The 21,475-nt window shown below is 72.2% G+C and carries 23 protein-coding genes; 13 read left to right on the top strand and 10 right to left on the bottom strand.

Annotation, left to right across the window (positions count from 1 at the left end):
• Window positions 1-50: 50 nt before the first annotated feature.
• The 8 genes from AB0F81_RS08995 to AB0F81_RS09030 all read right to left on the bottom strand — a co-directional run bounded on the left by AB0F81_RS08995 (window position 51) and on the right by AB0F81_RS09030 (window position 9,593).
• Window positions 51-803 carry a hypothetical protein gene (locus tag AB0F81_RS08995; protein WP_360193337.1) on the bottom strand — a complete coding sequence of 251 codons (753 nt, stop codon included), beginning with the start codon at window positions 801-803 and terminating at the stop codon, window positions 51-53.
• A 102-nt stretch (window positions 804-905) separates the two neighbouring features.
• Window positions 906-1,391, bottom strand: a complete 486-nt coding sequence (locus tag AB0F81_RS09000) for a hypothetical protein (RefSeq protein WP_360193340.1) — start codon at window positions 1,389-1,391, stop codon at window positions 906-908.
• A 205-nt stretch (window positions 1,392-1,596) separates the two neighbouring features.
• Entirely contained in the window at window positions 1,597-3,042 is a 1,446-nt protein-coding gene (locus AB0F81_RS09005) for an aldehyde dehydrogenase family protein (protein ID WP_360193343.1), read from the bottom strand.
• Window positions 3,043-3,613: 571 nt separating this feature from the next.
• Window positions 3,614-4,921 (bottom strand): NAD(P)/FAD-dependent oxidoreductase, encoded by a 1,308-nt coding sequence (locus AB0F81_RS09010; protein ID WP_360193346.1) that lies wholly within the window; start codon window positions 4,919-4,921, stop codon window positions 3,614-3,616.
• A complete protein-coding gene (locus tag AB0F81_RS09015) occupies window positions 4,918-5,790 on the bottom strand; it encodes an isocitrate lyase/phosphoenolpyruvate mutase family protein (RefSeq protein ID WP_360193349.1) in 873 nt (290 codons plus the stop codon). Before AB0F81_RS09015 ends, AB0F81_RS09010 begins: the two co-directional genes overlap by 4 nt.
• Before the next feature lie 50 nt (window positions 5,791-5,840).
• Window positions 5,841-7,268: an aldehyde dehydrogenase family protein gene (locus AB0F81_RS09020; protein WP_360193352.1), complete on the bottom strand. Its 1,428-nt coding sequence runs from the start codon at window positions 7,266-7,268 to the stop codon at window positions 5,841-5,843.
• Window positions 7,265-8,551: an acyl-CoA dehydrogenase family protein gene (locus tag AB0F81_RS09025; protein ID WP_360193355.1), complete on the bottom strand. Its 1,287-nt coding sequence runs from the start codon at window positions 8,549-8,551 to the stop codon at window positions 7,265-7,267. Before AB0F81_RS09025 ends, AB0F81_RS09020 begins: the two co-directional genes overlap by 4 nt.
• Window positions 8,552-8,555: 4 nt before the next feature.
• Window positions 8,556-9,593, bottom strand: a complete 1,038-nt coding sequence (locus AB0F81_RS09030) for a flavin reductase (RefSeq protein ID WP_360193358.1) — start codon at window positions 9,591-9,593, stop codon at window positions 8,556-8,558.
• Window positions 9,594-9,749: 156 nt separating this feature from the next.
• Between AB0F81_RS09030 and AB0F81_RS09035 the strand changes: the two genes are divergently transcribed.
• Window positions 9,750-10,577 (top strand): IclR family transcriptional regulator, encoded by an 828-nt coding sequence (locus AB0F81_RS09035; protein WP_360193361.1) that lies wholly within the window; start codon window positions 9,750-9,752, stop codon window positions 10,575-10,577.
• Here the strand turns inward: AB0F81_RS09035 and AB0F81_RS09040 are convergent.
• On the bottom strand, window positions 10,560-11,258 hold the full coding sequence (locus AB0F81_RS09040) for a hypothetical protein (RefSeq protein WP_360193364.1): 699 nt from the start codon (window positions 11,256-11,258) through the stop codon (window positions 10,560-10,562). The genes AB0F81_RS09035 and AB0F81_RS09040 overlap by 18 nt on opposite strands.
• Before the next feature lie 52 nt (window positions 11,259-11,310).
• Between AB0F81_RS09040 and AB0F81_RS09045 the strand changes: the two genes are divergently transcribed.
• The 12 genes from AB0F81_RS09045 to AB0F81_RS09100 are packed head-to-tail and all read left to right on the top strand — an operon-like array spanning window position 11,311 to window position 21,218.
• The gene (locus AB0F81_RS09045; protein WP_360193367.1) at window positions 11,311-11,778 is read left to right on the top strand and encodes a MaoC family dehydratase; all 468 of its coding nucleotides are present in this window, start codon (window positions 11,311-11,313) and stop codon (window positions 11,776-11,778) included.
• A complete protein-coding gene (locus AB0F81_RS09050; RefSeq protein ID WP_360193370.1) occupies window positions 11,775-12,854 on the top strand; it encodes an LLM class flavin-dependent oxidoreductase in 1,080 nt (359 codons plus the stop codon). Before AB0F81_RS09045 ends, AB0F81_RS09050 begins: the two co-directional genes overlap by 4 nt.
• Window positions 12,851-14,050 (top strand): CoA transferase, encoded by a 1,200-nt coding sequence (locus AB0F81_RS09055; protein WP_360193373.1) that lies wholly within the window; start codon window positions 12,851-12,853, stop codon window positions 14,048-14,050. Before AB0F81_RS09050 ends, AB0F81_RS09055 begins: the two co-directional genes overlap by 4 nt.
• Window positions 14,051-14,079: 29 nt before the next feature.
• Complete coding sequence (locus AB0F81_RS09060) at window positions 14,080-15,432, top strand: MmgE/PrpD family protein (RefSeq protein ID WP_360193376.1); 1,353 nt, start codon at window positions 14,080-14,082, stop codon at window positions 15,430-15,432.
• Window positions 15,429-16,385: a RidA family protein gene (locus tag AB0F81_RS09065; RefSeq protein WP_360193379.1), complete on the top strand. Its 957-nt coding sequence runs from the start codon at window positions 15,429-15,431 to the stop codon at window positions 16,383-16,385. Before AB0F81_RS09060 ends, AB0F81_RS09065 begins: the two co-directional genes overlap by 4 nt.
• Entirely contained in the window at window positions 16,382-16,840 is a 459-nt protein-coding gene (locus AB0F81_RS09070; RefSeq protein WP_360193382.1) for a MaoC family dehydratase N-terminal domain-containing protein, read from the top strand. Before AB0F81_RS09065 ends, AB0F81_RS09070 begins: the two co-directional genes overlap by 4 nt.
• Window positions 16,827-17,210 (top strand): MaoC/PaaZ C-terminal domain-containing protein, encoded by a 384-nt coding sequence (locus tag AB0F81_RS09075; RefSeq protein WP_360193385.1) that lies wholly within the window; start codon window positions 16,827-16,829, stop codon window positions 17,208-17,210. Before AB0F81_RS09070 ends, AB0F81_RS09075 begins: the two co-directional genes overlap by 14 nt.
• On the top strand, window positions 17,207-18,322 hold the full coding sequence (locus AB0F81_RS09080; RefSeq protein WP_360193388.1) for a thiolase: 1,116 nt from the start codon (window positions 17,207-17,209) through the stop codon (window positions 18,320-18,322). Before AB0F81_RS09075 ends, AB0F81_RS09080 begins: the two co-directional genes overlap by 4 nt.
• Window positions 18,322-18,612 (top strand): OB-fold domain-containing protein, encoded by a 291-nt coding sequence (locus tag AB0F81_RS09085; RefSeq protein WP_360193436.1) that lies wholly within the window; start codon window positions 18,322-18,324, stop codon window positions 18,610-18,612. Before AB0F81_RS09080 ends, AB0F81_RS09085 begins: the two co-directional genes overlap by 1 nt.
• A complete protein-coding gene (locus AB0F81_RS09090) occupies window positions 18,602-19,765 on the top strand; it encodes an acyl-CoA dehydrogenase family protein (RefSeq protein ID WP_360193391.1) in 1,164 nt (387 codons plus the stop codon). The genes AB0F81_RS09085 and AB0F81_RS09090 overlap by 11 nt, the downstream gene beginning before the upstream one ends.
• Window positions 19,762-20,586, top strand: coding sequence for a CoA ester lyase (locus tag AB0F81_RS09095; protein ID WP_360193394.1), 825 nt, complete (start codon window positions 19,762-19,764; stop codon window positions 20,584-20,586). Before AB0F81_RS09090 ends, AB0F81_RS09095 begins: the two co-directional genes overlap by 4 nt.
• The gene (locus AB0F81_RS09100; protein WP_360193397.1) at window positions 20,583-21,218 is read left to right on the top strand and encodes a DUF2461 domain-containing protein; all 636 of its coding nucleotides are present in this window, start codon (window positions 20,583-20,585) and stop codon (window positions 21,216-21,218) included. Before AB0F81_RS09095 ends, AB0F81_RS09100 begins: the two co-directional genes overlap by 4 nt.
• Here the strand turns inward: AB0F81_RS09100 and AB0F81_RS09105 are convergent.
• On the bottom strand, window positions 21,191-21,424 hold the full coding sequence (locus tag AB0F81_RS09105) for a hypothetical protein (protein WP_360193400.1): 234 nt from the start codon (window positions 21,422-21,424) through the stop codon (window positions 21,191-21,193). The genes AB0F81_RS09100 and AB0F81_RS09105 overlap by 28 nt on opposite strands.
• Between the last annotated feature and the right edge of the window lie 51 nt (window positions 21,425-21,475).

Consider the following 21,475-nt stretch of genomic DNA (forward strand, 5'->3'; position numbering starts at 1 on the left):
TCTGACGTGCACGAGACACGGCGGCCACGCGAGGCGTGAGCTGGGGTGACTCAGCTCACATTAAGGAGGTCGTAGAGGCCGTCGGGCGCCACGTGCTCGCGGTCGGCGGCCGGCTCCTTCGGGGACTCGGTGGCCCCGAAGCCGCCGTAGGTGAGCTTGCACGCGCCGTCCGGCACGTCCGCGACCAGCTCGGTCAGGCGGCCGTCCTTGCCGACCGTCGCGGTGAACGGCACGGACCACGCTCCGCTGAGCGCCGCCACCCCGCCGTCCGGCAGGATCGGGTGCGGTCCGGCGATCCGGGTCAGGTCGAGGTCTCCGCCATAGGTGCCGTCACCGGTGCGCTCCACCGTGGTGGCCGAGTCGATCAGGTGCTCGATGCCCAGGGGATCCGGGTCGCCGTAATACGAGAGCACGCTGCGCTCGAAATCCTGCACCCGGGTCGGATCCACCGCGTACCACTCGTCCGGCTTGCCGATCAGCCGGGCGTCCCGGGGAGCGTCGAACGTCAGCCGCACCCAGGGCCGGTCCCGGCCGACCGCCAGATAGGTCATGGTGACCGTGCCGCCGGAACCGGGGGTCTGCTCGGCGACCGTGGTGCTGCGCAGCCGGTTCGGGGCGTCGATCGTCCCGGACATCGCGGGGCAGGCGCCGCTCGCCTCGTACCGGTAGGCGGGCTCGCCGTCGCCGGGCACCGCGAGCAGCAGCTGTTCGCGGGCGGTGACCGTGGGGGGAGCGCCCACCACCCCGCACCCGGACACGGCGAGTGCGAAAGCCGCCGGGATCGCCACCCTATTGATCCACATCAGGGCAGTGTGCCGTACGGCTCCGGCCGCGTGCCGCCGGCGTCACGCTGACATGGGTGGAGCCGGAGGGTGAAGGTCCCTCCGGCTCCGGCTTGTCCCGAATCAGGCGATCTCGTAGAAAACCGTGGCCGCGCAGCGCTGCCAGCCGGAGCTGGACGAGCCGTTGTAGTACAGATCGATGCAGCCGCGGACCTGAATGTGCGTCGCCGCCGTGTTGCTCGCCGAATAGTAGAGATAGGTCAGCGAGTCACCCGGGTTGTCGACCTCCCACTTGCAGCTCTTGGTCACCTTTGCGCTGTTCCACGTGCCGGAGGTCCCGGCCGCGAACAGTGTCGACCACACCGTCATCTTGCAGTTCGTCGCGCTGGTCGATTCGGTGTCGAACTGCGAGCCGCCGTAGAGCGAGAAATGGTTCGTGTCGCCGTCGACCTGGTAGCCCTTGTATTTCAGGCAGATGTAGATCGAGGTGTTGGACGACACGCTGCCGCCTTTGTTGATGCACTCCCCGTTCTCATATGCCTGAGCCGGTGCGGCCGCCGTCACCAGCGACAATGCGGTGGCCGCCACGATCGCGCACAGATATCTCACGGCTCGGTTCCACTTCTGGCCGGAAACGAAATGGCGCACAACAACCCCCGTTTTGTGTAGTGATAGCGACCATGATCGAAGTCATCGGCAACTATACGAGGCGTCCGTGAGATTGGGAAGGCCATCCGTAATGGCCAATGGCTGGTAATGTTTTGTTCGCCTGGGTGAACTGCCGCTGAATTCCAGTGATCTCGGCCGGCCTGATTCAGGCGGTCGGGTAGGAGGCGGGCCCGGTGCCGGCGGTGCGGGCAGCGCCGGGGCGGAACGCGGCGGGAGCGTGGATGACGCAGGTCTGTGCGTATTCGGCGAGGCCCTCGTGGGCGTACTCGCGGCCCCAGCCGGAACGCTTCACCCCACCGAACGGGGCGCGCAGGCTCATCCCGGTGCGGTTGTGCGTGTTGACGAAAGTGAACCCGGCTTCGAACCGGCGGGCGAACGCGAACGCCCGCTCCTCGTCGGCGCTCCACACCGAGGCGCCCAGGCCCAGCTCACCGGCGTTCGCCGCGGCCAGCACCGCCTCCTCGTCGGGATATCCGAGAACCGGCACCACCGGGGCGAACTGCTCGGCGACCACCAGCGGAGACCCCGGGTCGGGGCCGACCACCAGGGTGGGCCGGACGAAGTAGCCGGCCGCCGGATCGGCGTCGAAGCGGCCCAGGTCGTGCGCGTCGCCGCCACGCAGCGCCTCGGCCGCACGCAGCGCCTCGGCCGCACGCAGCGCCTCGGCCGCACGCTGCGCGGCGGCCGAGATCACCGGACCCATGGTCACTCCCGGCAGCATCGGATCGCCGGTGACCAGTACGCGGTGCGCGGCCGCCCGGTACGCGTCGGCGAAATCGCTGAGCCGTGAGCGGGGCACGTAGAGGCGCTTGGCCGCCATGCAGACCTGGCCGCTGGTGGCGAAACTCGCCATCACCAGGCGGTCCATCGTGTCGTCGTCGAACGATGCGTCGTCGAGGAAGACCGCGGGATCGTTGCCGCCCAGCTCCAGCACGGTCGGGGTGAGCCGGTCGCCGGCCAGCGCGGCGACGGCCCGGCCGCCCGCGGCGCCGCCGGTGAACGCGACCTTCCGCACAAGCTCGTGGCCGACCAGGGCGGCGCCGGTGCCGGGTCCACCGTGCACCGTGCGGACCGGCGCGCCGAACAGGGCCAGCACCCGGTCCACGGTCAGCGGGGCGAGCGGTGAGGGTTTCACCACGACGGCGTTGCCGGCGGCCAGGGCGGGGCCGACCTTCAACAGGGTCAGGATGACCGGGGCGTTCCACGGGGTGACGGCGGCGACCACCCCGTACGGTTTCCGCTGCTCGACGATCCGCCCTAGATGGTCGTCGACGGTGCGCTCGGCGTACGCCGCGGTGGCATGCTCAACCACCCACCGGAGGAAGCGAACCGCGAAGCCGATCTCGCCGCGGCAGTCGGCGACCACCTTGCCGGTCTCGCGCGCCAGCAGCGTGCCCAGCTGCTCGATCGCGCTCTCGATCGTGTCGGCGGCGCGCGCCAGCGCGGCGAGCCGTTCCGGCAGCGGCCGGGCCGCCCAGCGCCGCTGCTCGCCGTCCGCCCGCCGCACCACTTCCCCGACGCCGTCGGGCTCGGTCTCCCTCACCGTGCCCACGATCTCCACGACCCGAGCCGGGTTCTCCCGCTCGATCATGCCGCCCCCTCCCCAGCCGTCCGCGAGCGCTGTCTCCGGGCCGCATTCCCCGCCCTGGCTGTCAGCCGCTGGCCCCCGGCCGTCACCGAGTGCTGTGTTCGGGGCGTGGGGCGAGCGCTGGTTGTCAGCTGGCTTTCGGCTGTCGGGGAGTGCTGTGTTCGGGCTGTGTTTACTGCCCTGGCTGTCAGCCGGTGGGGCTTGGCTGTCGCGGGGTGCTGTGTTCGGGGCGTGGGGCGAGCGCTGGCTGTCAGCTGGCTTTCGGCTGTCGGGGAGTGCTGTGTCCGGGCTGTGTTTACTGCCCTGGCTGTCAGCCGTTGGGGCTTGGCTGTCGCGGGGTGCTGTGTTCGGGGCGTGGGGCGAGCGCTGGTTGTCAGCTGGCTTTCGGCTGTCGGGGAGTGCTGTGTCCGGGCTGCGTTTACTGCCCTGGCTGTCAGCCGTTGGCGGTTGGCTGTCGGGGAGTGCTGTGTTCGGGGTGTGCGGCGAGCGCTGGCTGTCAGCCGGCTTTCGGCTGTCGGGGAGTGCTGGGTGGGGGTGTGGGGAGAGCGCTGACCGGCGGCTGGGGAGCGGGCGGTCATGCGGGGACCGGGCGCAGGGAGGCGATCATCGAGCTGCGCAGCAGCGACTCGCGGGCCTTGGCCGGGTCGGCGGCGATGGCGCGCAGGCTGTCCAGGTGCGCCGCGCGGGCGTCCGGGTCGGTGGCGCGCAGCCGCTCGTAGTTCTGGTGCGAGACGCTCTGCACGTATTCGAGGGCGATCCGGCGGCGATCCGCCGCCGCGGCCCAGATCGTGGCGTCGTCGCCGGTGGCCAGCGCGGCGGCGTACGCGACCGCGTCGTGGATGCCGGAGTTCATGCCGAGGCCGCCGAGCGGGTTGTTGACGTGCGCGGCGTCCCCGGCCAGCAGTATCCGCCCGGTTCGGAACGAGGTGGCGACCCGTTGGTGCACCCGGTACATGCTGGCGTGCGCGATCCGCCACGGGCGCCCCGGATCGTGGACATCGCGCAGCCGGGTGTCGAGGCGGGCGTACTCGTCGGCGTCGGGAGTGTCGGCGGGCGTCGGCAGCAGCACCCGCCAGTGGTCCGGGGTGCGCAGCAGCACGCACCACTCGACCGGGTCGAAGACGTAGTTCACCGCGGCCAGGTCGTCCAGCCACGCGGTCAGGTCCTCGTCCACCGAGGCGACCAGGAACCGCTCCGGGTAGGTGATGCCGTCGAAGGTCACCCCGCTCGCCCGCCGCACCGCCGAATGCGCGCCGTCCGCGCCGATCAGCCAGTCGCCGGTGACCTGCCGCCCGTCTGCGCTGACCGCGGTCACCGCAGCAAGCTGCTGCCCGTCGGCGCTGAGCGCGCTCACCGATGCAGGCTGCCGCTCGTCGGCGCTGGCCGCGCTCACCGATGCAGGCTGCTGCCCGTCGGCGCTGAGCGCGCTCACCGATGCAGGCTGCTGCCCGTCGGCGCTGGCGGAGCTTACATCGGCGTTCTGGAGCACGTCGGTGACCGGCCAGTGGAAGCGGACCTCACAGCCGTCGTGCCGCAGCAGACGGTCGAGCAGGATCGGAGTCAGCTTCGACTGCTCGCACTGCACCCGGTAGGGGTAGCGGGTGTCACCGGCCAGGACCGCCAGGTCCAGCATCGCCACCAGCCCGGCCCGCCGGTCCCGGTAGGCGAAGGTCGGCGACACCAGCCCGCGCGCCCGCAGTTCGGCGCCCACTCCGAGGTCGTCGAGCATCTCCAGGGTGGGCGGGTGGAACGTGGAGGCGCGCGACTCGGCGGCCAGCTCGCCGCCGGCCTCCAGCACGGTCACCGAAAAGCCGCGCCGGGCCAGGGCGAGCGCGGCGGTGAGCCCGACCGGTCCGGCGCCGGCCACCAGGATGCGGGTCATGTCTGCAATCTCCCCGGTACGTAGCGGGCGTCCAGGTCGAGCGCCTCCTCCTGGCCGACCAGCGCGGTGAACGCGGCCCACGGCATCCGGTCGACCGGTTCCGCCGAACCGCCCTCGGCGATCGCGCGGTAGGCCTGCGACGCGGCCCGCATGGCGGCGAGCAGCGCGGAGACCGGGTGCAGGACGAGACGGACCCCGACGGCGGCGAGGTCGGCATCGGAATGCTGCGGCCGGTTGCCACCGGCCTCCGAGCGGTTGATCACGATCGGTACGCCGGGCAGCGCCCTGTGCATCTCGGCCAGCTCGTCCAGGGAGTCGACACCCTCCGGGAAGACCGCGTCCGCGCCCGCCTCGGCATAGGCCCCACACCGGACGATCGTCTCGGCGAGCCCGTGTCCGGCGTACGCATCGGTCCGCGCGATGAGCGCGAGTTGCGGCACCTGCTCGGCCAGCGCGGAGATCTTGGCGGCCGCCAGGCCGATCTCGACGACCTCCTTGCCCGCCAGGTGCCCGCAGCGTTTCGGGTTGACCTGGTCCTCCAGGTGCAGCCCGGAGATCCCGGCGCGGGCATAGGCGAGCCCGGTCCACACCGCGTGCAGCGGATTGCCGTAGCCGGTGTCCGCGTCGGCCAGCAGCGGCACCTCGCCCAGCGCCGGGATCAGCGTGGTGGCCCGGTCGGCGATCTGCGTGCCGTGCACATAACCGAGGTCGGGACGGCCGAGCGCGATCGCCGAGACGGCCGCGCCGGACAGGTGCACCGCCCGGTGACCGGCCCGCACCGCGAGGGCGGCGGTGACCGGGTCGTAGACGCCGGGCACGTGGGTTACCTGATCGGAGGCGAGCAGGGCTCGCAAGGCGGTCGCAGTCATGAGCGCAGTGTTACCCCTGTTTGCGGTGCGGCGCCGCTCGGTGCCGTCGATCATGACGAATGCAACGCGAAGCCGCCCTCCACGCCGACGACGCGCGGATTGGTGAAGAACCGCAACGTCTCGGCGGTGCCCTCCTCGGAATATCCGGAGAGTCCCCAGGCGGGACGCGGCGTGAACAGGTGCAGGCTCATGATCGACGACCCGTTGACCTTCACCTCGCCGGCCCGGACCCGTCGCGCGACGCTCAGTGCCGCCGCCTCGTCGGTGCCGATCACATAGCCTTCCAGGCCGTACCGGGTGCCGTTGGCGAGTGCGACGGCCTCGTCGATGCTGGTGTAACCGTGCACGGCGGCGACCGGGCCGAAGATCTCCTGGGTGGTGCGGGCCGGGTCGGCGCCGAGGACCAGCGCGGGCGCGAGGGTGTTGCCCGGGCCGTCGAGCGCCGACGAGTGGACGACGCCGCCGAGCTCGTCGCGGGCCTTCGCCACCGCCGCCCGGTGTCCGGAGTGGATCAGCGGGCCGTAATCGGTGGCCGCGTCAGCCGGGTCGCCGGTGCGCATCGTCGAGATCCGGTCCAGCACCGCCGTCGCGATCGCGTCCTCGCGGCCGGACGGCACGATCAAGCGGCCCAGAGCCCGGCACCACTGGCCGTTCAGGGTGGTGAGCAGGTCGGCGGCGGCCCGGGCGGCGATCGCCTCGTCGGCATCCGGCAGGACGATCAGCGCGTTGTTGCCGCCGAGCTCCAGCTGGACCGGTTTGATGTCGTGGGCGCAGGCGGCGGCGACCGCACGGCCACCGGCCAGGCCGCCGGTGAAGCTCACCGCCCTGATCCGTGGATCCTCGACGATCCGGGCGCCGGTCTCGGCGCCGCCGTGCAGCAGCTGGAACAGGGCGGGTGGGGCGCCCGCGGCGCGCAGCGCGGTGTCGATCGCCACGGCCAGGCGCTCGGTGCCGTGGGGGGCGTATTCGCTCGGCTTGAGGATGGTGGGGCAGCCCGCGGCGAGCGCGTTGGCGACCTTGTGGGCGGCCATCGGGGCCGGCGCGTTCCACGGCACCAGGCAGGCGGCGGGGCCCCAGGGGAGGCGTTCCACCAGGACTTCACGGCCGTCGTCGCGGGTGACCGTCGAGGTGAGCAGGCCGGCGCGCAGCTGGGCCGCGGCCAGGGCAAAGGCGCCGGAGAGGATCATGCCGAGTGGGGTGGTCTGGCGGATCGGGACGCCGGTGGTGGACGCCTCCAGGCGGACGATCTCGGAGACCGCTTCGCCGACGGCGGCGGCGATGGTGTCCAGGACGTCCGCGCGGGCTTCGGCGGGCACGTCCCAGGCGCCCAGGGCGTCGGCGGCGGTGAGAGCTGCCTCGATGCGCTCGGAAGAGCTGGCCAGCGCGGGGCCGGTGACCTCGCCGGTGGCCGGGTTCTCCAGGTCGAGGCCGATCGTCACGGTGCAGGGCGACCAGCCGCCGGCGACGAGGTCGTTCACCGGGCCACGCTCGCGAACAGCGCGTTGGCCCGGTTGCTGGTGATCACCGAGGCGGCCTCCAGCCGGCCGCGCTCCGGCGGGAACGTCATGACCAGGCCCATCGCCAGATCACGCAGCCCCCGGCCGACCACGCCGTTCATCGTCGCCCCGGACGTCCCGGACGCCTTGAACGCGCCGAGCGCCACCTCGAACGCGGCCTGGCAGATCGAACCCTTGGCGATCCGCCACTGCGCGTACACCTCGGACTTGGTGGCGATCGGCGGCTCGCACGTCTCCAGCAGCAGTTGCCGGCGCAGCCACAGGTACGCCGTCTCCAGGCTCTCCGTCATGTCCCCGATGATCACCTGATGCATCGGCGACTCGGCGACCGGCCGTCCGGTGTCGGCGAACGTCTTGCGGGTCAACCGCTCCAGCGTGTCGTCGTAGACGCCCTGGGCCGCGCCCACGTAGACCGCGGTGATGGCGAGCTGGTTGCCGACGAAGCTGCCCCGGCTGCACTGCAGCATCTTCACGAACGCGCCCGGCACGGTCAGCGCGTCCTCGCGCGGGACGAACACCGCGTTCAGCCGGATCCCGTGGTTGGCGCTGCCGCGCATGCCCAGTCCGTCCCAGAACGGCCGCTCGGACACCCCCGGCGCCTCCCGCGGCACCAGGAACATGACCAGCCCGTCCGCCGTGTCGTAACCGTCGAGGCGGGCGGTGACCAGGTAGTGGTCGGCGATCCCGGTGGCGCAGCCGAACGACTTCTCGCCGGTGATCTCCCAGCCGGCGATCCCGTCCCGGCTGGCCGGCACGGCCGTGGTGGCGATCGAGATGTTCGCGCCGCTGCTCTTCACCGACTCGCTGGCGAAGTTCGCCAGCCAGGTGCCGCCGGACATCAGCCGCAGCACCTTCTCGGCGAACGCCCTGACCACCGGCACCTCGTCGTCGGCGAAGAGCCCGGACTCGATCGCCTCCAGCGGCAGCAGGCCCCGCGAGGCGGAGGTGTTGTGGAAGAAGAAGGCCAGCGCGGTGGAGGGGCAGGCGGTGCCCATCGCGTACGTCGCGGCGGCCAGGTCACGCAGGGTTCCGCCGAGCCCGCCGTACTCCTCCGGGACGATCAGCCCGAGCAGGCCGGCGTCGCGCAGCAGGTCGATGTGCCCGCGCGGGAAGGCGCCGTCCCGGTCGGCCTGCTCGGCGCGGGCCCGCAGCTCCGGCAGAACCTGCTCGACGAGGGCCGCGCGGGACCTCTCCTCGACGGTCATGTCGTCGACGAGCTTCTCGCCGATGAGTCGGTCGGCCATGGTGTCACTCCCTGAGCTGTGCGAGGTCCGGCCCGGCGACCTCCAGTTGGCGGGACAGATGGAGCAGGTCGTCGAGGGGCAGCCCGGCCCGGCCGGCGCCGGGGGCGACGACATCGAAGTGCGAGACCCCGCTCTTCATCGCGACCAGCGCGTTGACCAGGGCGAGGCGGTTGCTTCCGGAGAGGCGTACGCGTGGCGTGGCCGGCCGCACCCGGACCACGGCGTCCTGGAGCACCCGGCGCACCTGCAGCGGGGAGGCCGGGGTCAGCTCGGACTCGGCGCAGCCGATCTCGTCGCAGCCGAGCGCGTTGAGGGCGCTGACCGTGGCCAGCACCTCGTCCTCACGCCGCGGGTCGAAGGCGTCGGTGACATAGCCGACCACGGTGTGCCCGGCGCGCTTGGCGGCGACGACCCGCTCCGGCGAGGGCAGCCCGGCCGGGCCGTCGGTGACGAACTCGAAGCAGCGCCCGTCGGTGCGGACCCGGGCACCGCCGCGACGCAGGTCGTCGGCGAGCGGGTGGCCGGCCGGCAGGTCCACGGTGAGCTGCACCGAGGCGGGCAGCGGATCGGCGACCTGCCCCCAGTTGCGGGAGTGGAACAGCAGCGGCGAGATGAGCCGCGGGGTGGCGGCCTCGGTGACCTCGCCGACGAAGATGGTGTGGTCGCCGCCCGGATAGGCGTGGGCGACCCGGCAGTCGAGCCAGGCGACCGCGTCGGCGAGGACCGGGCAGCCGTTCGGCGTGGTCGCCCAGTCGAGGCCGGCGAACCGGTCGGTGATCTCCGGGACCTGCCCGGCGAACCGGCGCCCGATGTGCGCCTGGTCCTTGCCGAGGAAGCTGATCGCGAACTTGCCCGCCTCGCCCAGGAGTGCCCGGCTGGGCAGATGGTTGCCGAGGCAGACCGAGACCAGCGGGGGATCGAGGCTGACGGAGGAGAATGAACTGGCGGTCATCCCGTGCACGCCCTGCGGGCCGGTCGTGGTCACCACACAGACTCCGCTCGGCCACTGGCCGAGAACGGTGCGGAAAGTCTGGCCGTCCACCGAACCTCGTTTCGCATATGGAAACACCGTTACCGTGAACGTAACGAGGTCATCCGGTCGTGTCAACCGCGGATCGGTACGCCGTTTCGCAGGGGGAAATGGCAGGCTAGGCTTCGCCGCAGTTCGTTGTCGTTCCTGTTCCGGGGGTGTTTCGCAGTGCCGACCCGATCCGTGCCACCGGCGACGGCTTCGTCCTCGGGTCCTGCCGAGGACGAGAGCCAGTCGCGCTCCATCGCCGCGGTCGAGCGCGCGATGGACGTCCTGCTCTACTTCGGGCGGACCGACCAGCCCGATCTCGGCGTCACCGAGATCGCCACCGCTCTGGGCCTGACCAAGGCCGCCGTGCACCGCATCCTCACCGCGCTGCGCAGCCGCGAGCTGATCACCGTCGACCCGGCCACCCGGCGGTACGCACTCGGCCACGCGGCCGTCGCGCTCGGCCGCGCCTACCTGGCCCGGACCGACGTGCGGGCGATGGCCGCGCCGGAACTCAAGCACCTCTCCGAGCGCACCCACGAGACGGCCACCCTGTCGTTGCGCCGCGGCGACACCCGCCTCTACGTCGATCAGGTGGTCCCGGACCAGGAGTTGCGCCTCGAGGTGAGTCTCGGCATCCCGTTCCCGCTCAACGCGGGCGCCTCGTCGAAGGCCTTCCTCGCCTTCCTGCCCGACTTCGAGGTGGAGGCATATCTGAGCCGGCACCCGCTGGCCGCGGTGACCGACCGGACCATCACCGACGCGGCGAAGCTGCGCAAGGACCTGGCGGCGATCCGCAAGCGGGGGTACGCGACCTCGCTCGGCGAGCGGCAGGCCGGCGCGGCCTCGGTGGCCGCCCCGATCTTCGACCACGACGGCCGGGTGGTCGCGGTGATCAGCCTGGCCGGGCCGGCGCTGCGGTTCAAGCCGGAGTCCGACCAGGAGGGCGTCAACGACCTGCTGCAGGCCGCTGCCCGGATCTCCGCCCAGCTAGGCCACACTCGCTAGGGGTTTCACCACCCCGAGCAGGCCGGCCAGCAGCACGGAACCCCAGATCGCCCAGACGTACGGGAGGCATCCGTTCACGCTGCGCTTGAGCACGCCCTCGGTTCCGCCGTCCGCGGTGCCGGCCAGGACCGCGCCGAAAGCGGCCCCGAACGGGCGCAGCGTGCGCCGGATGCCCAGCCCGGCGGCGATCGCCAGGGCGTAGAGCAGCACCTTCCCGCCCAGCCACCTCGGGTTCGTGCCGACGCCGAACGGCGCGGCGGCGGCCAGTGTGTAGATGCCGGTGGCGGTCATGCCGGCGACCACGGCGATCCGGATCGTCCAGTCGGCGCGGCGGACCGCCGGGTGCCTGCCGGGCTCGTGGTGGTCGGTCCACATCAGCCAGAGCCAGGCGAACGACCCGAGCCAGGCCGGGACGAGCAGCCACCAGGGGATCAGCTCGATGCCCCACAGCGAGCCGCCGTGCGCGTCCAGCGAGATCAGGGTGAGGCCGCTCGGCAGGAAGAGGATGAGGCAGATCTTCGGCCCGAGGTCCAGTCCCGACATGATCTTGAGGGCGGTGAGGCGGGCGGCCGGGGTCAGCGACGGGTCGATCACGTACCGGCTGGAGTAGAAGACGCCGAGGTCCCCGCCGAGCCAGAAGACCATGAGCACGATGTGCAGATAGAGGAACGCGTCGAGCATCGCTAAATGGAAACACCTTTCCACTGTGCGAAACAAGTGCTAGCTTCGCGGTATGCTCGGCCGCTATTACGACGACTTCACCGTCGGTGACACGTACCGCCATCCGCTCGGGCGCACCATCTCGGAGGCGGACAACACCTGGTTCACGTTGCTGACGATGAACACCAACCAGAGTCACTTCAACGCCGACTACGCGGCCGGGACGCCGTACCGGAGGTTGCTGGTCAACTCCACGCTGACCGTGGCGATCGTGACCGGGCTGTCGGTGCCCGACGTCAGCCAGCACGCCTTCGCCAACCTGGGTTGGGAACGCATCGACATGCCGAACCCGGTCTTCGTCGGCGACACTCTCTATGCGAAGTCCACCGTGCTGGAGTTGCGCGAGTCGAAGTCGCGGCCGTACGCGGGGATCGTGAAAGTCTTCACCACCGGCTTCAACCAGGACGGTGTGGACGTCATCACCTGGACCCGGACCATGCTGGTCTACCAGCGCGGCCACGGGCCCTCGGCCGAGCGATGATCCGCATCGACGTGCAGCCCTGGGGCGAGACCATGGCCGAGCTGGTCGCCGCCGGCCGGGCCGCCGAAACCGCCGGGGCCGGCGTGGTGTGGGCCCCCGAGCTGCACCGCGGCTCCTTCACCACGGCCGCTGCGCTGGCCGCCGGCACCCAGAAGGAGGCCGGCGGCGAGGGCCGCGTCGGTGTCGGCACCGGGATCGCGCTGGCCTTCGCGCGCAGCGCCATGCTCACCGCCCTGTCCACCGCCGACCTCGACGAACTCTCCGCGGGCCGGTTCCGGCTCGGACTAGGCACCGGGGTGGCCCGGCTCAACCAGGACTGGCACGGCGTGCCGTTCGAGCGGCCGCTGCCCCGGCTGCGCGACACGGTCTCGATCGTGCGGGCCGTGCTGGCCGGCGGCGACCCGATCATCCACCGGGGTGTGCGGTCGATCCGGGTCCGTGGCTGGCGGCGGCCGTACCCGCCGGTTCGCGAGCACATCCCGATCTACCTGGCCGGGGTCGGGCCGGCCATGGTGGCGCTCGCCGGTGAGGTGGCCGACGGCTGGATCGCCCACGAGCTGTGCCCACCGGCCGAGCTGCGCGACCGGATCTGGCCGGCCCTGCAATCAGGTCTGGCGCGCCGGACAGAAGCAAGCGCCGGCGCCCGCCGGACAGAAGCAAGCGCCGGCGCCCGCCGGACCGAAGCAGGCTTCGACGTGGTGGCCGCGGCCTGCTGCTCGGTCGACGCCGACCCGGCCGTGGCCCGCCGCCGCGCCGCCAACGTGGTCGGTTTCTACGCCTCGGTCCGGTCCTACGCCCCGGCGTTCGCGGCCGGCGGGTTCGCCCACGTCTGCGAGGCGGCCGCGGCCGCGCTGAAGAGCGGGCGGCCGGCCGAATCCCTCGGCGACCTGGTGCCGGACGAGATGGTGGAGGCGTACACGATCGCCGGCACCCCCGCACAGTGCGCCGCGCGGATCGCGCGGTACGACGGCCTGGCCGACGCGATCAAGCTCTCCCCGCCCTCCTACGGCGTGCCCGCTGTCGAGGTGCGAACCGCCCAGGAAGCCCTGCTGGACCTGGCCGGGAGCCTGCGATGAGACCGCTGGCGGACATCCGGATCATCGCCGTCGAACAGTACGGCGCGGGCCCGTTCGGCTCGGTGCACCTGGCCGACCTCGGCGCCGACGTCATCAAGATCGAGGAACCGGGCACCGGCGGCGACGTCGGCCGTTACGTGCCGCCCTACCAGGACGGCGAGGACTCGCTCTTCTTCGAGACGTTCAACCGCGGCAAGCGCTCGCTCTCCCTGGACCTGAGCACGCCGGCCGGCCGCGAGGTCTTCGAAGACCTGGTACGCACCTCCGACGCCGTCTACTCCAACCTGCGCGGCGACGTCCCCGCCAAGATCGGCATCACCTACGACCAGCTCAAGCACCTCAACCCGGCGATCGTCTGCTGCTCGCTGACCGGCTTCGGGATGACCGGCCCGCGCGCGAGCCAGCCCGGCTACGACTACATCCTGCAGGGCCTGGCCGGCTGGATGGACCTGACCGGCGAGCCCGGCGGCCCGCCCACCAAGTCCGGCCTGTCGATCGTGGACTACTCCGGGGGCTTCGTCGCCGCGATCGCCCTGCTCGCCGGAGTGCACGCGGCCCGCCGCGACGGTGTCGGCACGGACTGCGACCTGAGCCTGTTCGACACCGCGATCGGCATGCTCACCTATCCCGCCGTGTGGCACCTCAATGCCGGCTTCACTCCCGCCCGGACCCGCTATTCGGCGCACCCGTCGCTGGTGCCGTTCCAGCTCTTCCCGACCGCCGACGGCTGGCTGGTGGTCGGCTGCGCCAAGGAGAAGTTCTGGCAGCGCCTGGTCACCGTCCTCAACGTCCCGGCGCTGACCGATCCGCGGTTCGCCACCTTCACCGACCGACGCACCCACGCGGCGGAGCTGCTGCCTCTGCTGGAGGAGATCTTCGCCGCCCGCGACACCGCCACCTGGCTGGCGCTTCTCGAACCCGCAGGCATCCCCTGCGGCCCGGTCAACGACGTAGCGGCCGCGCTGCGCGACCCGCACACGCTCGCGCGCGGCCTCGTCGTGGAGACCGAACACCCCCATTACGGCAAGGTCCGGCAAATCGCCTCCCCGGTCCGGGTCGGCAGTCCACCGCCGGCTCATCGCCGGGCCCCGCAGCGAGGAGAAGACCTGGGGTACGTCGCCGAGCTGCTCCAATACTCCACAGACCGGCTGGCGCAGCTGCGCAATGCCGGCGCTTTCGGCAGGCCCTCCCCATGACCGCCGGAGATGCGCACGCAGGCGGGAGCGTGGGGAGTTCGGGTGCGGAGCGGGGCCGGGATCAGCACGCGGGCCTGGTGTTGGGGCAGTGGGCTGCGGGGTTGACCTTCGGCGACCTGCCGGAGGCCGTCGTTGCGGCGGCTCGGGAGCATCTGATCGACGCGGTCGGGTGCGCGGTAGCGGGCATTCGGCGTGGTGCGGCGGAGCCTGCCCTTGCGGTGGCGCGAGGGCTCGGCGGGCCGCCCGAGGCGCGGCTGTTCACCGGGGAGCGGGTCGGGGCGGTTGCGGCGGCCTTCGGCAACGCGGTGGCCGTGCACGCGCTCGACTTCGACGACACCCACGCCGGAGGGCTGGTGCATGCGAGCGCGGTGACCGTACCCGTGGCGCTTGCCGTGGGGGAGCAGACCGGGGCGCGCGGCAGCGAGATGTTCACCGCGCTGGTCGCGGGTCTGGAGGTGGTGTGCCGGCTCGGGGCGGCCGCACCGCACGGGTTTCATGCACGCGGCCTGCATGCCACCTCGATGTGCGGGGTGGTCGGCGCCGCGGTCACCGCCGGGCGGCTTCTCGGCCTGGACGCCGCGACTCTCGCGCACGCGATCGGGATCGCGGCCAGCGGCGCGAGCGGTCTGCTGGAGTTCCTGCACAGCCCGGCGAGCACCAAGCAGCTTCACCCGGGCACCGCGGTGGCGAACGGCATCCTGGCCGCCCGCCTCGCCGCCGCCGGCGCCACCGGCCCGCCCGGCGCGCTCGACGGCGAATACGGCCTGATCCCCGCCCTGACCGGCCGCGAGCCGGACCGGGACGCCCTGCTCGGCGGCCTGGCATCGGGCGACGCGGTGGCGGGGAGTGAGCGGCCGGGGGCTGCGGCCGGGCGTTGGGAGACCACGCGGATCGGGATCAAGCCGTATCCGGCCTGCCGGCTCAACCACGCCTCGATCGACGCGGCCGGGGAGTTTGCCGGCGGCCGGCCGGCCGCGCTGACCGTCACCCTGCACCCGGATGCCGTGCCGATCGTCGCCGGGCCGGAGAAGCGGCAGCCGCGCAGTGCCTACGAGGCGAAGTTCAGCGTCTACTGGTGCGTGGCGGCGATGGTCGTCGACGGCTGGGTCGACCTGGACACCTTCGAGGACCTGGACCGTCCCGACCTCCTCGACCTGGCCGCCCGGATCACCGTCGTCACCGCCGACCCGGGCGTGGTCGCGGCCGACGCGCCCGGGCTGGTCGAGGGTGACGGCCGGGTCGCGCGGGTGGAGCGGTCCACCGGCGGGGGAGTGCGCACCAAGGCCGCCGCCAACCTGGGGCCGGGCGCGGAAGCCGTCTTCGCCGCCGCCACGGCCGGCCCGTCCGCTCTGCTCGACGCTATCGAAGGGTGCCTGAAGTGACCGCCTATCTGCCGGCCGTGACCGGCTACGGCGAGCTGCCCGCCGAGGCCGACGACGTGGTGCACCTGACCGAGTACGTCACCGCGGCCGCCCTCGCCGACCCGGCCGCTCTCGACGCCGCGCGAACCGCGGTGCTCAAGGACCACCGGGTGCCGGTCTCCCGGGTCCCGGTGGAGGCGATCGTCGGCACCGACGCGCCCTACGCGGTCGCGGCGATCACCCACCCGGGCGGCGGGGAAGCGCTGGCCGGCGGGCGGGTGCGGATCGCCGGCGGACACGTCCACCTGCCCAGCGTGCACACCACCGAGGGAGACTTCCGCGAGCAGTACCGCTGGTGCCTGCACCGCATCGCCGACCTGCTCGCCGTCGCCGGGCTGGACACCGGCGCCCTGGTGCGGACCGTCGACTACACGGCCACCGCGACCCGCGCCGAGTATCCCCGCTGCGGCCGGCCCCGGCGCGAGCTGCTGCCCGGCCCGGTGCACCCGGGCGCCGCCGGGATCCTGGTGGACGTGCCGGTCGTGCCCGGCGCGCGGGTGTCGCTCGACGCCGTCGCCGCGACCGGGCCGCTGACCGTGCTCAACCCGGGCTGGGCACGCTACGACACCCTCACCTACCAGCCTGCCGTGCGGGCCGGCGACACCGTCCACCTGTCCGGGTTCGGGGCGCTCGACCCGGTCACCCAGGCGGCTCTGCACGACGGGGATCTGCTCGCCCAGGCCGCGTTCGTCTATCGCAGCATCGAGACCGTCCTGGCCGAGGCCGGCGCCACCGGCGAGCAGGTCGTCCACCTGGTCGAGTACGTGACCCCGGCCGCGGTCGCCGCCTACCCGTCGACCACCGCGCTGCGGGCGAAGCACTTCCCGAACGCCGTGATCACCTCGGTCGTCTGCTCGGCGCTGCTGCGCCCCGAGTTCCTGCTGGAGACCGTGCCGACGGCGGTGCTGAGATGACCCTGCTGACCCCGGAACTCGCCGCCCGGATCGGTGAGGAGATCACCTACACCGCACCGGAACCGCTGGGCCGGGCCTCGATCCGCTACTTCGCCCTCGCCACCGGCGACACCGACCCGGCGCACCTGGCCGGCGACGTCGCCCCGCCCACGCTGATCTGCGAGACCAACCAGTACGCGGGCCTGCCCCGCGACCACGACGGCTACGCCGGGCACGCCTGGCAACTGGACGTCCCGGGCACCCGGCTGGTCCGGGGCGGCAACTCCTACCGGTTCGAGCGCCCGATCGGCCCGGACACCGTGGTCACCGCCCGTTGGCGGCTGGCCGACATGACCGAACGCGTCACCGGCAGCGGCAAGCGGATGCTCGTGGTCACCTCGGTCGCCACCTACACGGACCAGGACGGCCGCCTGCTCGCCGTCAACGAGGAGGCGCTGATCCATGTCGAGCGCTGACCTGGTCCGGGAGCGCACCGTCGAGCTGCCCGACATGATCGCTTACGCGGGCGCCACCTGGGACTGGCACCGGCTTCACTACGACGCGGACTACCTGCGCGAACGCGGCCTGGAGAAACCGGTCGTGGACGGGCAGATCTTCGGGGCCTACCTGGCGATCGCGCTGCGCGAGTGGTTCGGCCCGGACGCGGTGCTCACCGAGCTGTCGTTCCGGTTCCGGAGCCTGGTCTTCGCCGGCGAGACGATCCGCTGCGTGGGCGACGTGCGCCGGGCGGACGCCGGCAAGATCGAGGTCGACCTGCGCGTCGAGGTGGTGGACGACGGCCGGATCGCGGTGGCGCCGGCCTCGGCGGTGCTGACGCTGACATGACCGGAGTGGCGATCGTCGGAGCGGCCGAGTGCGACCTGGGCAGGACCGGCAGGTCGATCCTGGAGCTGCAGACCCAGGCGGTCACCCGCGCCCTCGCCGACGCCGGGCTGCACCTGCGCGACGTGGACGGCCTCGCCACCAACGGGATCTCCCGGTTCTCGGCCACGCAACTCGCGGACTATCTGGGACTCCAGCCGGCCTGGTGCGACTCGACCTTCGCCGGGGGCGCGGTCTTCCCGATGTACGTGGCACGGGCGGCGCAGGCGATCACCGCCGGGCAGTGTTCCACGGTCGTCATCTCGTACGCCAATGATCAGCGCTCGGCACGCAGCCGCAAGCTGACCGGGATCGTCGAGGAAGGCACGCCGGAGGCGGCCTTCGAGGCGCCCTACCGTCCGCTCTACCCGATCTCGTACTACGCGATGGTCGCCCAGCGTTACCTGCACACCTACGGCCTGGACCGGGCCGGCCTGGCGATCGTGGCGGTCGCGGCCCGCGAGCGCGCGCAGCGCAACCCCGTGGCCTGGACCTACGGCAAGGGGCCGCTGACCGTCGACGAGGTGCTCGCCGCGCCGATGATCTCCACGCCGCTGGGGGCGCTCGACTGCTGCCTGGTCACCGACGGTGGCGGCGCGATCGTGCTGACCTCGCTGGCGCGGGCTCGTGACCTGCGGAGGCCGCCGGTGGAGGTGCTCGGCTACGGCGAGGCGATCACGCACACCGGCATGGCGACCGCGCCGGATCTGCTGCGCACCGGGGCGATCGACTCGGGGCGGCGGGCCTTCGCACGCGCCGGGATGCGGCCCGCCGACATCGACGTGGTGCAGCTCTACGACTCGTTCACCATCTCGGTGCCGCTGGGCCTGGAGGCCCTCGGGTTCGCGGCGCCCGGCGAAGGACTGGCCGCGACCGTGCCGCACAACACCGGCGGGGGCGGGCTCGCCTACTGCCATCCCGGCCAGCTCGGGGTGTTGCTGCTGGTCGAGGCGGTGCGCCAGCTGCGCGGTGAGTGTGGTGACCGTCAGGTGCCGGGTGCGCGGACCGCCCTGGTGCACGGAACCGGCGGCATCTTCTCCAGCCACGCCACCGTGATTCTGGAGGCCGACCGATGATGCTCCAACATTGCACGAAATGTCGTAAATATCAGTTCTATCCGCGCCCGATCTGCACTGCCTGCGGCGGAAACACCCACGATGTCGCGGCGAGCGGCACCGGAACCGTGGACAGCTTCACGATCGTGCACCGCGCCGAGGAGCCCTACACGCTGGCCCGGGTCCGCCTCACCGAGGGCCCGATCGTGCTCACCCACCTGATCGACACTCCCGACCCCCGGTGCGACCAGCCGGTCCGGCTCGTCCCGGGCAGCGAGCCCCCAGTGTTCCGGAGAGACGATGGACTTTGAACTCACCGACGAACAGCGGATGTTCCGCGACGTGCTCCGTGACTTCGTCGACCGCGAGATCCGCCCGGTCGCCCAGGACTGGGAGGACTCCGGCCGCTATCCCGCCGAGATCGTCGCGACCATGCGCGAGATGGGCCTGTTCGGCCTCACCGTCCCCGAGGAGTACGGCGGCCTCGGCGCCGACATGGTCAGCTTCGCCCTGGTCTTCGAGGAGATCGCCAAGGGCTGGATGGGCATCGCCGGCATCCTCGGCAGCCACTCGCTCTCCTGCTGGCTGCTCGCCCGCCACGGCACCGCCGAGCAGAAACAGCGGTACCTGCCGGACCTCGCCACCGGCAAGCGCCGCACCGGCATCGCCCTGACCGAACCCGACGCCGGCTCCGACCTGCAGGGCATCGCCACCACCGCCGTCCGCGACGGCTCGTTCTATCGCCTCAACGGCCGCAAGACCTGGATCACCAACGCCCGCTACGCCGACCCGCTCCCGGTCCTGTGCAAGACCGACCCGTCCGCGTCCCCCGCCCACCGCGGCATGTCGGTGCTGCTCGTCGAGGCCGGCACCCCCGGCTTCACCGTCGAACGGGACCTGCCGAAACTCGGCTACAAGGGCACCGAGTCGTGCGAGGTGCTGCTCGACGACGTGCGGGTGCCGGCGGCCCAGCTGCTCGGCGGCGTCGAGGGCCGCGGCATGCAGCAGGTCCTCTCCGGCCTGGAGACCGGCCGGATCAACGTGGCCGCCCGCGCGCTCGGCATCGCCCAGGCCGCCTACGACGAGGCGCTGCGCTACGCCGGCCAGCGGCACGCCTTCGGCCGGCCGATCGGCGACTTCCAGGCCGTCCAGCTGAAGATCGCCGAGATGGCCGCCCAGGTGCAGGCCGCCCGGCTGCTCGTCCACTGGGCGGCGTCGCGCGCCGACGGCGGCCACCGGGTCGACATGGAGGCCGGCCTGGCCAAGGCGTTCGCCTCCGAGGCGGCGATGTTCTGCGCGCTCACCTCGATGCAGGTGCACGGCGGCTACGGCTACTCCAAGGAGTTCGTGGTGGAACGCCTTTACCGGGACGCGCCGCTCATGATGATCGGCGAGGGCACCAACGACATCCAGCGCATGGTGATCGCCCGCGCGCTGCTCTCCGGCACGGCGAGCATCGGATGAGGTCGTTCCTCTACGTCCCCGGCAACCAGCCGGGAATGCTCGCCTCGGCCCCGAGCCGCGGCGCGGACGCGCTCATCGTCGACCTGGAGGACGCGGTCCCGCCCGCCGGGAAGCAGCCGGCCCGGGAGGCGGTCTCAGCATGGCTGCGCACTTCGCCGGCCCCCGTCTACGTGCGGGTCAACGCCGGGCCGGACGGGCTGGACGACGCGCGAGCCGTGATCGGGCCGGCCCTGCGCGGCCTCGTGGTGGCGAAGGCGTCGGTCGAGCAGGTGCGCCGGCTCGGGACGCTGCTCGACGACCTCGACCCGGGCGGGCGCCTGACCCTCGTACCCCTGCTGGAGACGCCGCAGGCCGTCCTGACCGCGACCGAGATCGCGAGCGCGCCCCGGGTCACCCGGATGCAGATCGGCGAAGCCGATCTCGCAGCCGAGCTGGGCGTCACCCTGGGCGACGACGAGCGGGAGCTTCTGTTCGTACGTTCCACGGTCGTGCTCGCCTCCGCGGCCGCCGGAATCGAACCGCCCGCAGCGGCCGTCAGCACCGACTTCCGTGACCTGGACGCGCTCCGCCGCTCCACGCGGGCGCTGAAACGCCTCGGTTTCCGCGGCCGGGCCTGCATCCACCCGGCCCAGATCCCGGTCGTCCACGAGGTCTTCACCCCCACCCCGCAGGAGGTGGAGACCGCCCGTGACCTGGTGCAACGCTTCGAGGCCGCCGGGGGAGGGGTGTGCCTGGACGCGCGCGGCCGGATGGTGGATCTGGCCGTGGTCCGCGACGCGCGCCGGGTGCTGGACCTGGCCGGTGGCACACTTCCCAGGTGACGTTTCGTGGCTGGCCGAGCGAGGCCCTGGAGTTCTACGACGGGTTGACCGCCGACAACTCGAAGACCTACTGGACGGCGCACCGGGAGGTCTACGAGACGCGGGTGCGCGCGCCGATGGAGGAGCTGCTCACGGCGCTGGAGCCGGAGTTCGGGCCGGGGCGGATCTTCCGGCCGTACCGGGATGTGCGGTTCAGCAAGGACAAGACGCCGTACAAGACGCACATCGGCGCGTGGCTGGAGTCCGGCGGTTACGTGCAGCTGTCCGCGGACGGCCTGGCCGCCGGCTGCGGCATGTACCAGATGGCGCCCGACCAGCTCGACCGTTACCGCCGGGCGGTGGCCGGTGAGGCCGCCGGCCCGGAGCTGACCGAGCTGATCGCGACGATCGAGAAGGCCGGCGTCGGCGTGCACGGCCACGACAGCCTGAAGACCGTGCCCCGCGGTTACCCCAAGGACCATCCCCGGCTCGAGCTGCTGCGCCACAAGGGCCTGACCACCTGGCAGGAGTGGCCACCGGCCGCGTGGATGGGCACCGCCGCCGCCAAGGACCGCATCGTGAAGTTCCTGCGCACCAGCCGCCCGCTGCGCGACTGGCTCGACCATCACGTCGGCCCGCCGGCCTCCAGATAGACCTCCACGTCGTAGAGCAGCCGGACCGGCTCACCGTTGCTGACCCCGACGAAGACCGGCTCGCCGGCCGGCGTGCGGCCGTGCCGCCACACCGCCTCCCGGGCCGCGTCGACCGAATCCCGGTCGGCCCGGCCCGCCAGGTGCAACTCCATCACCCGCCGCGCGGTTTTGCGGTCACTCTCCAGCTGTATCCGCATCAGGGCCATGACCGGTCTCCCTTGAACGTCGATAAGCTGACTTACCGACGTTAACCTAAG

The organism is Actinoplanes sp. NPDC024001, assembly GCF_040638955.1.
Taxonomy (GTDB): domain Bacteria; phylum Actinomycetota; class Actinomycetes; order Mycobacteriales; family Micromonosporaceae; genus Actinoplanes.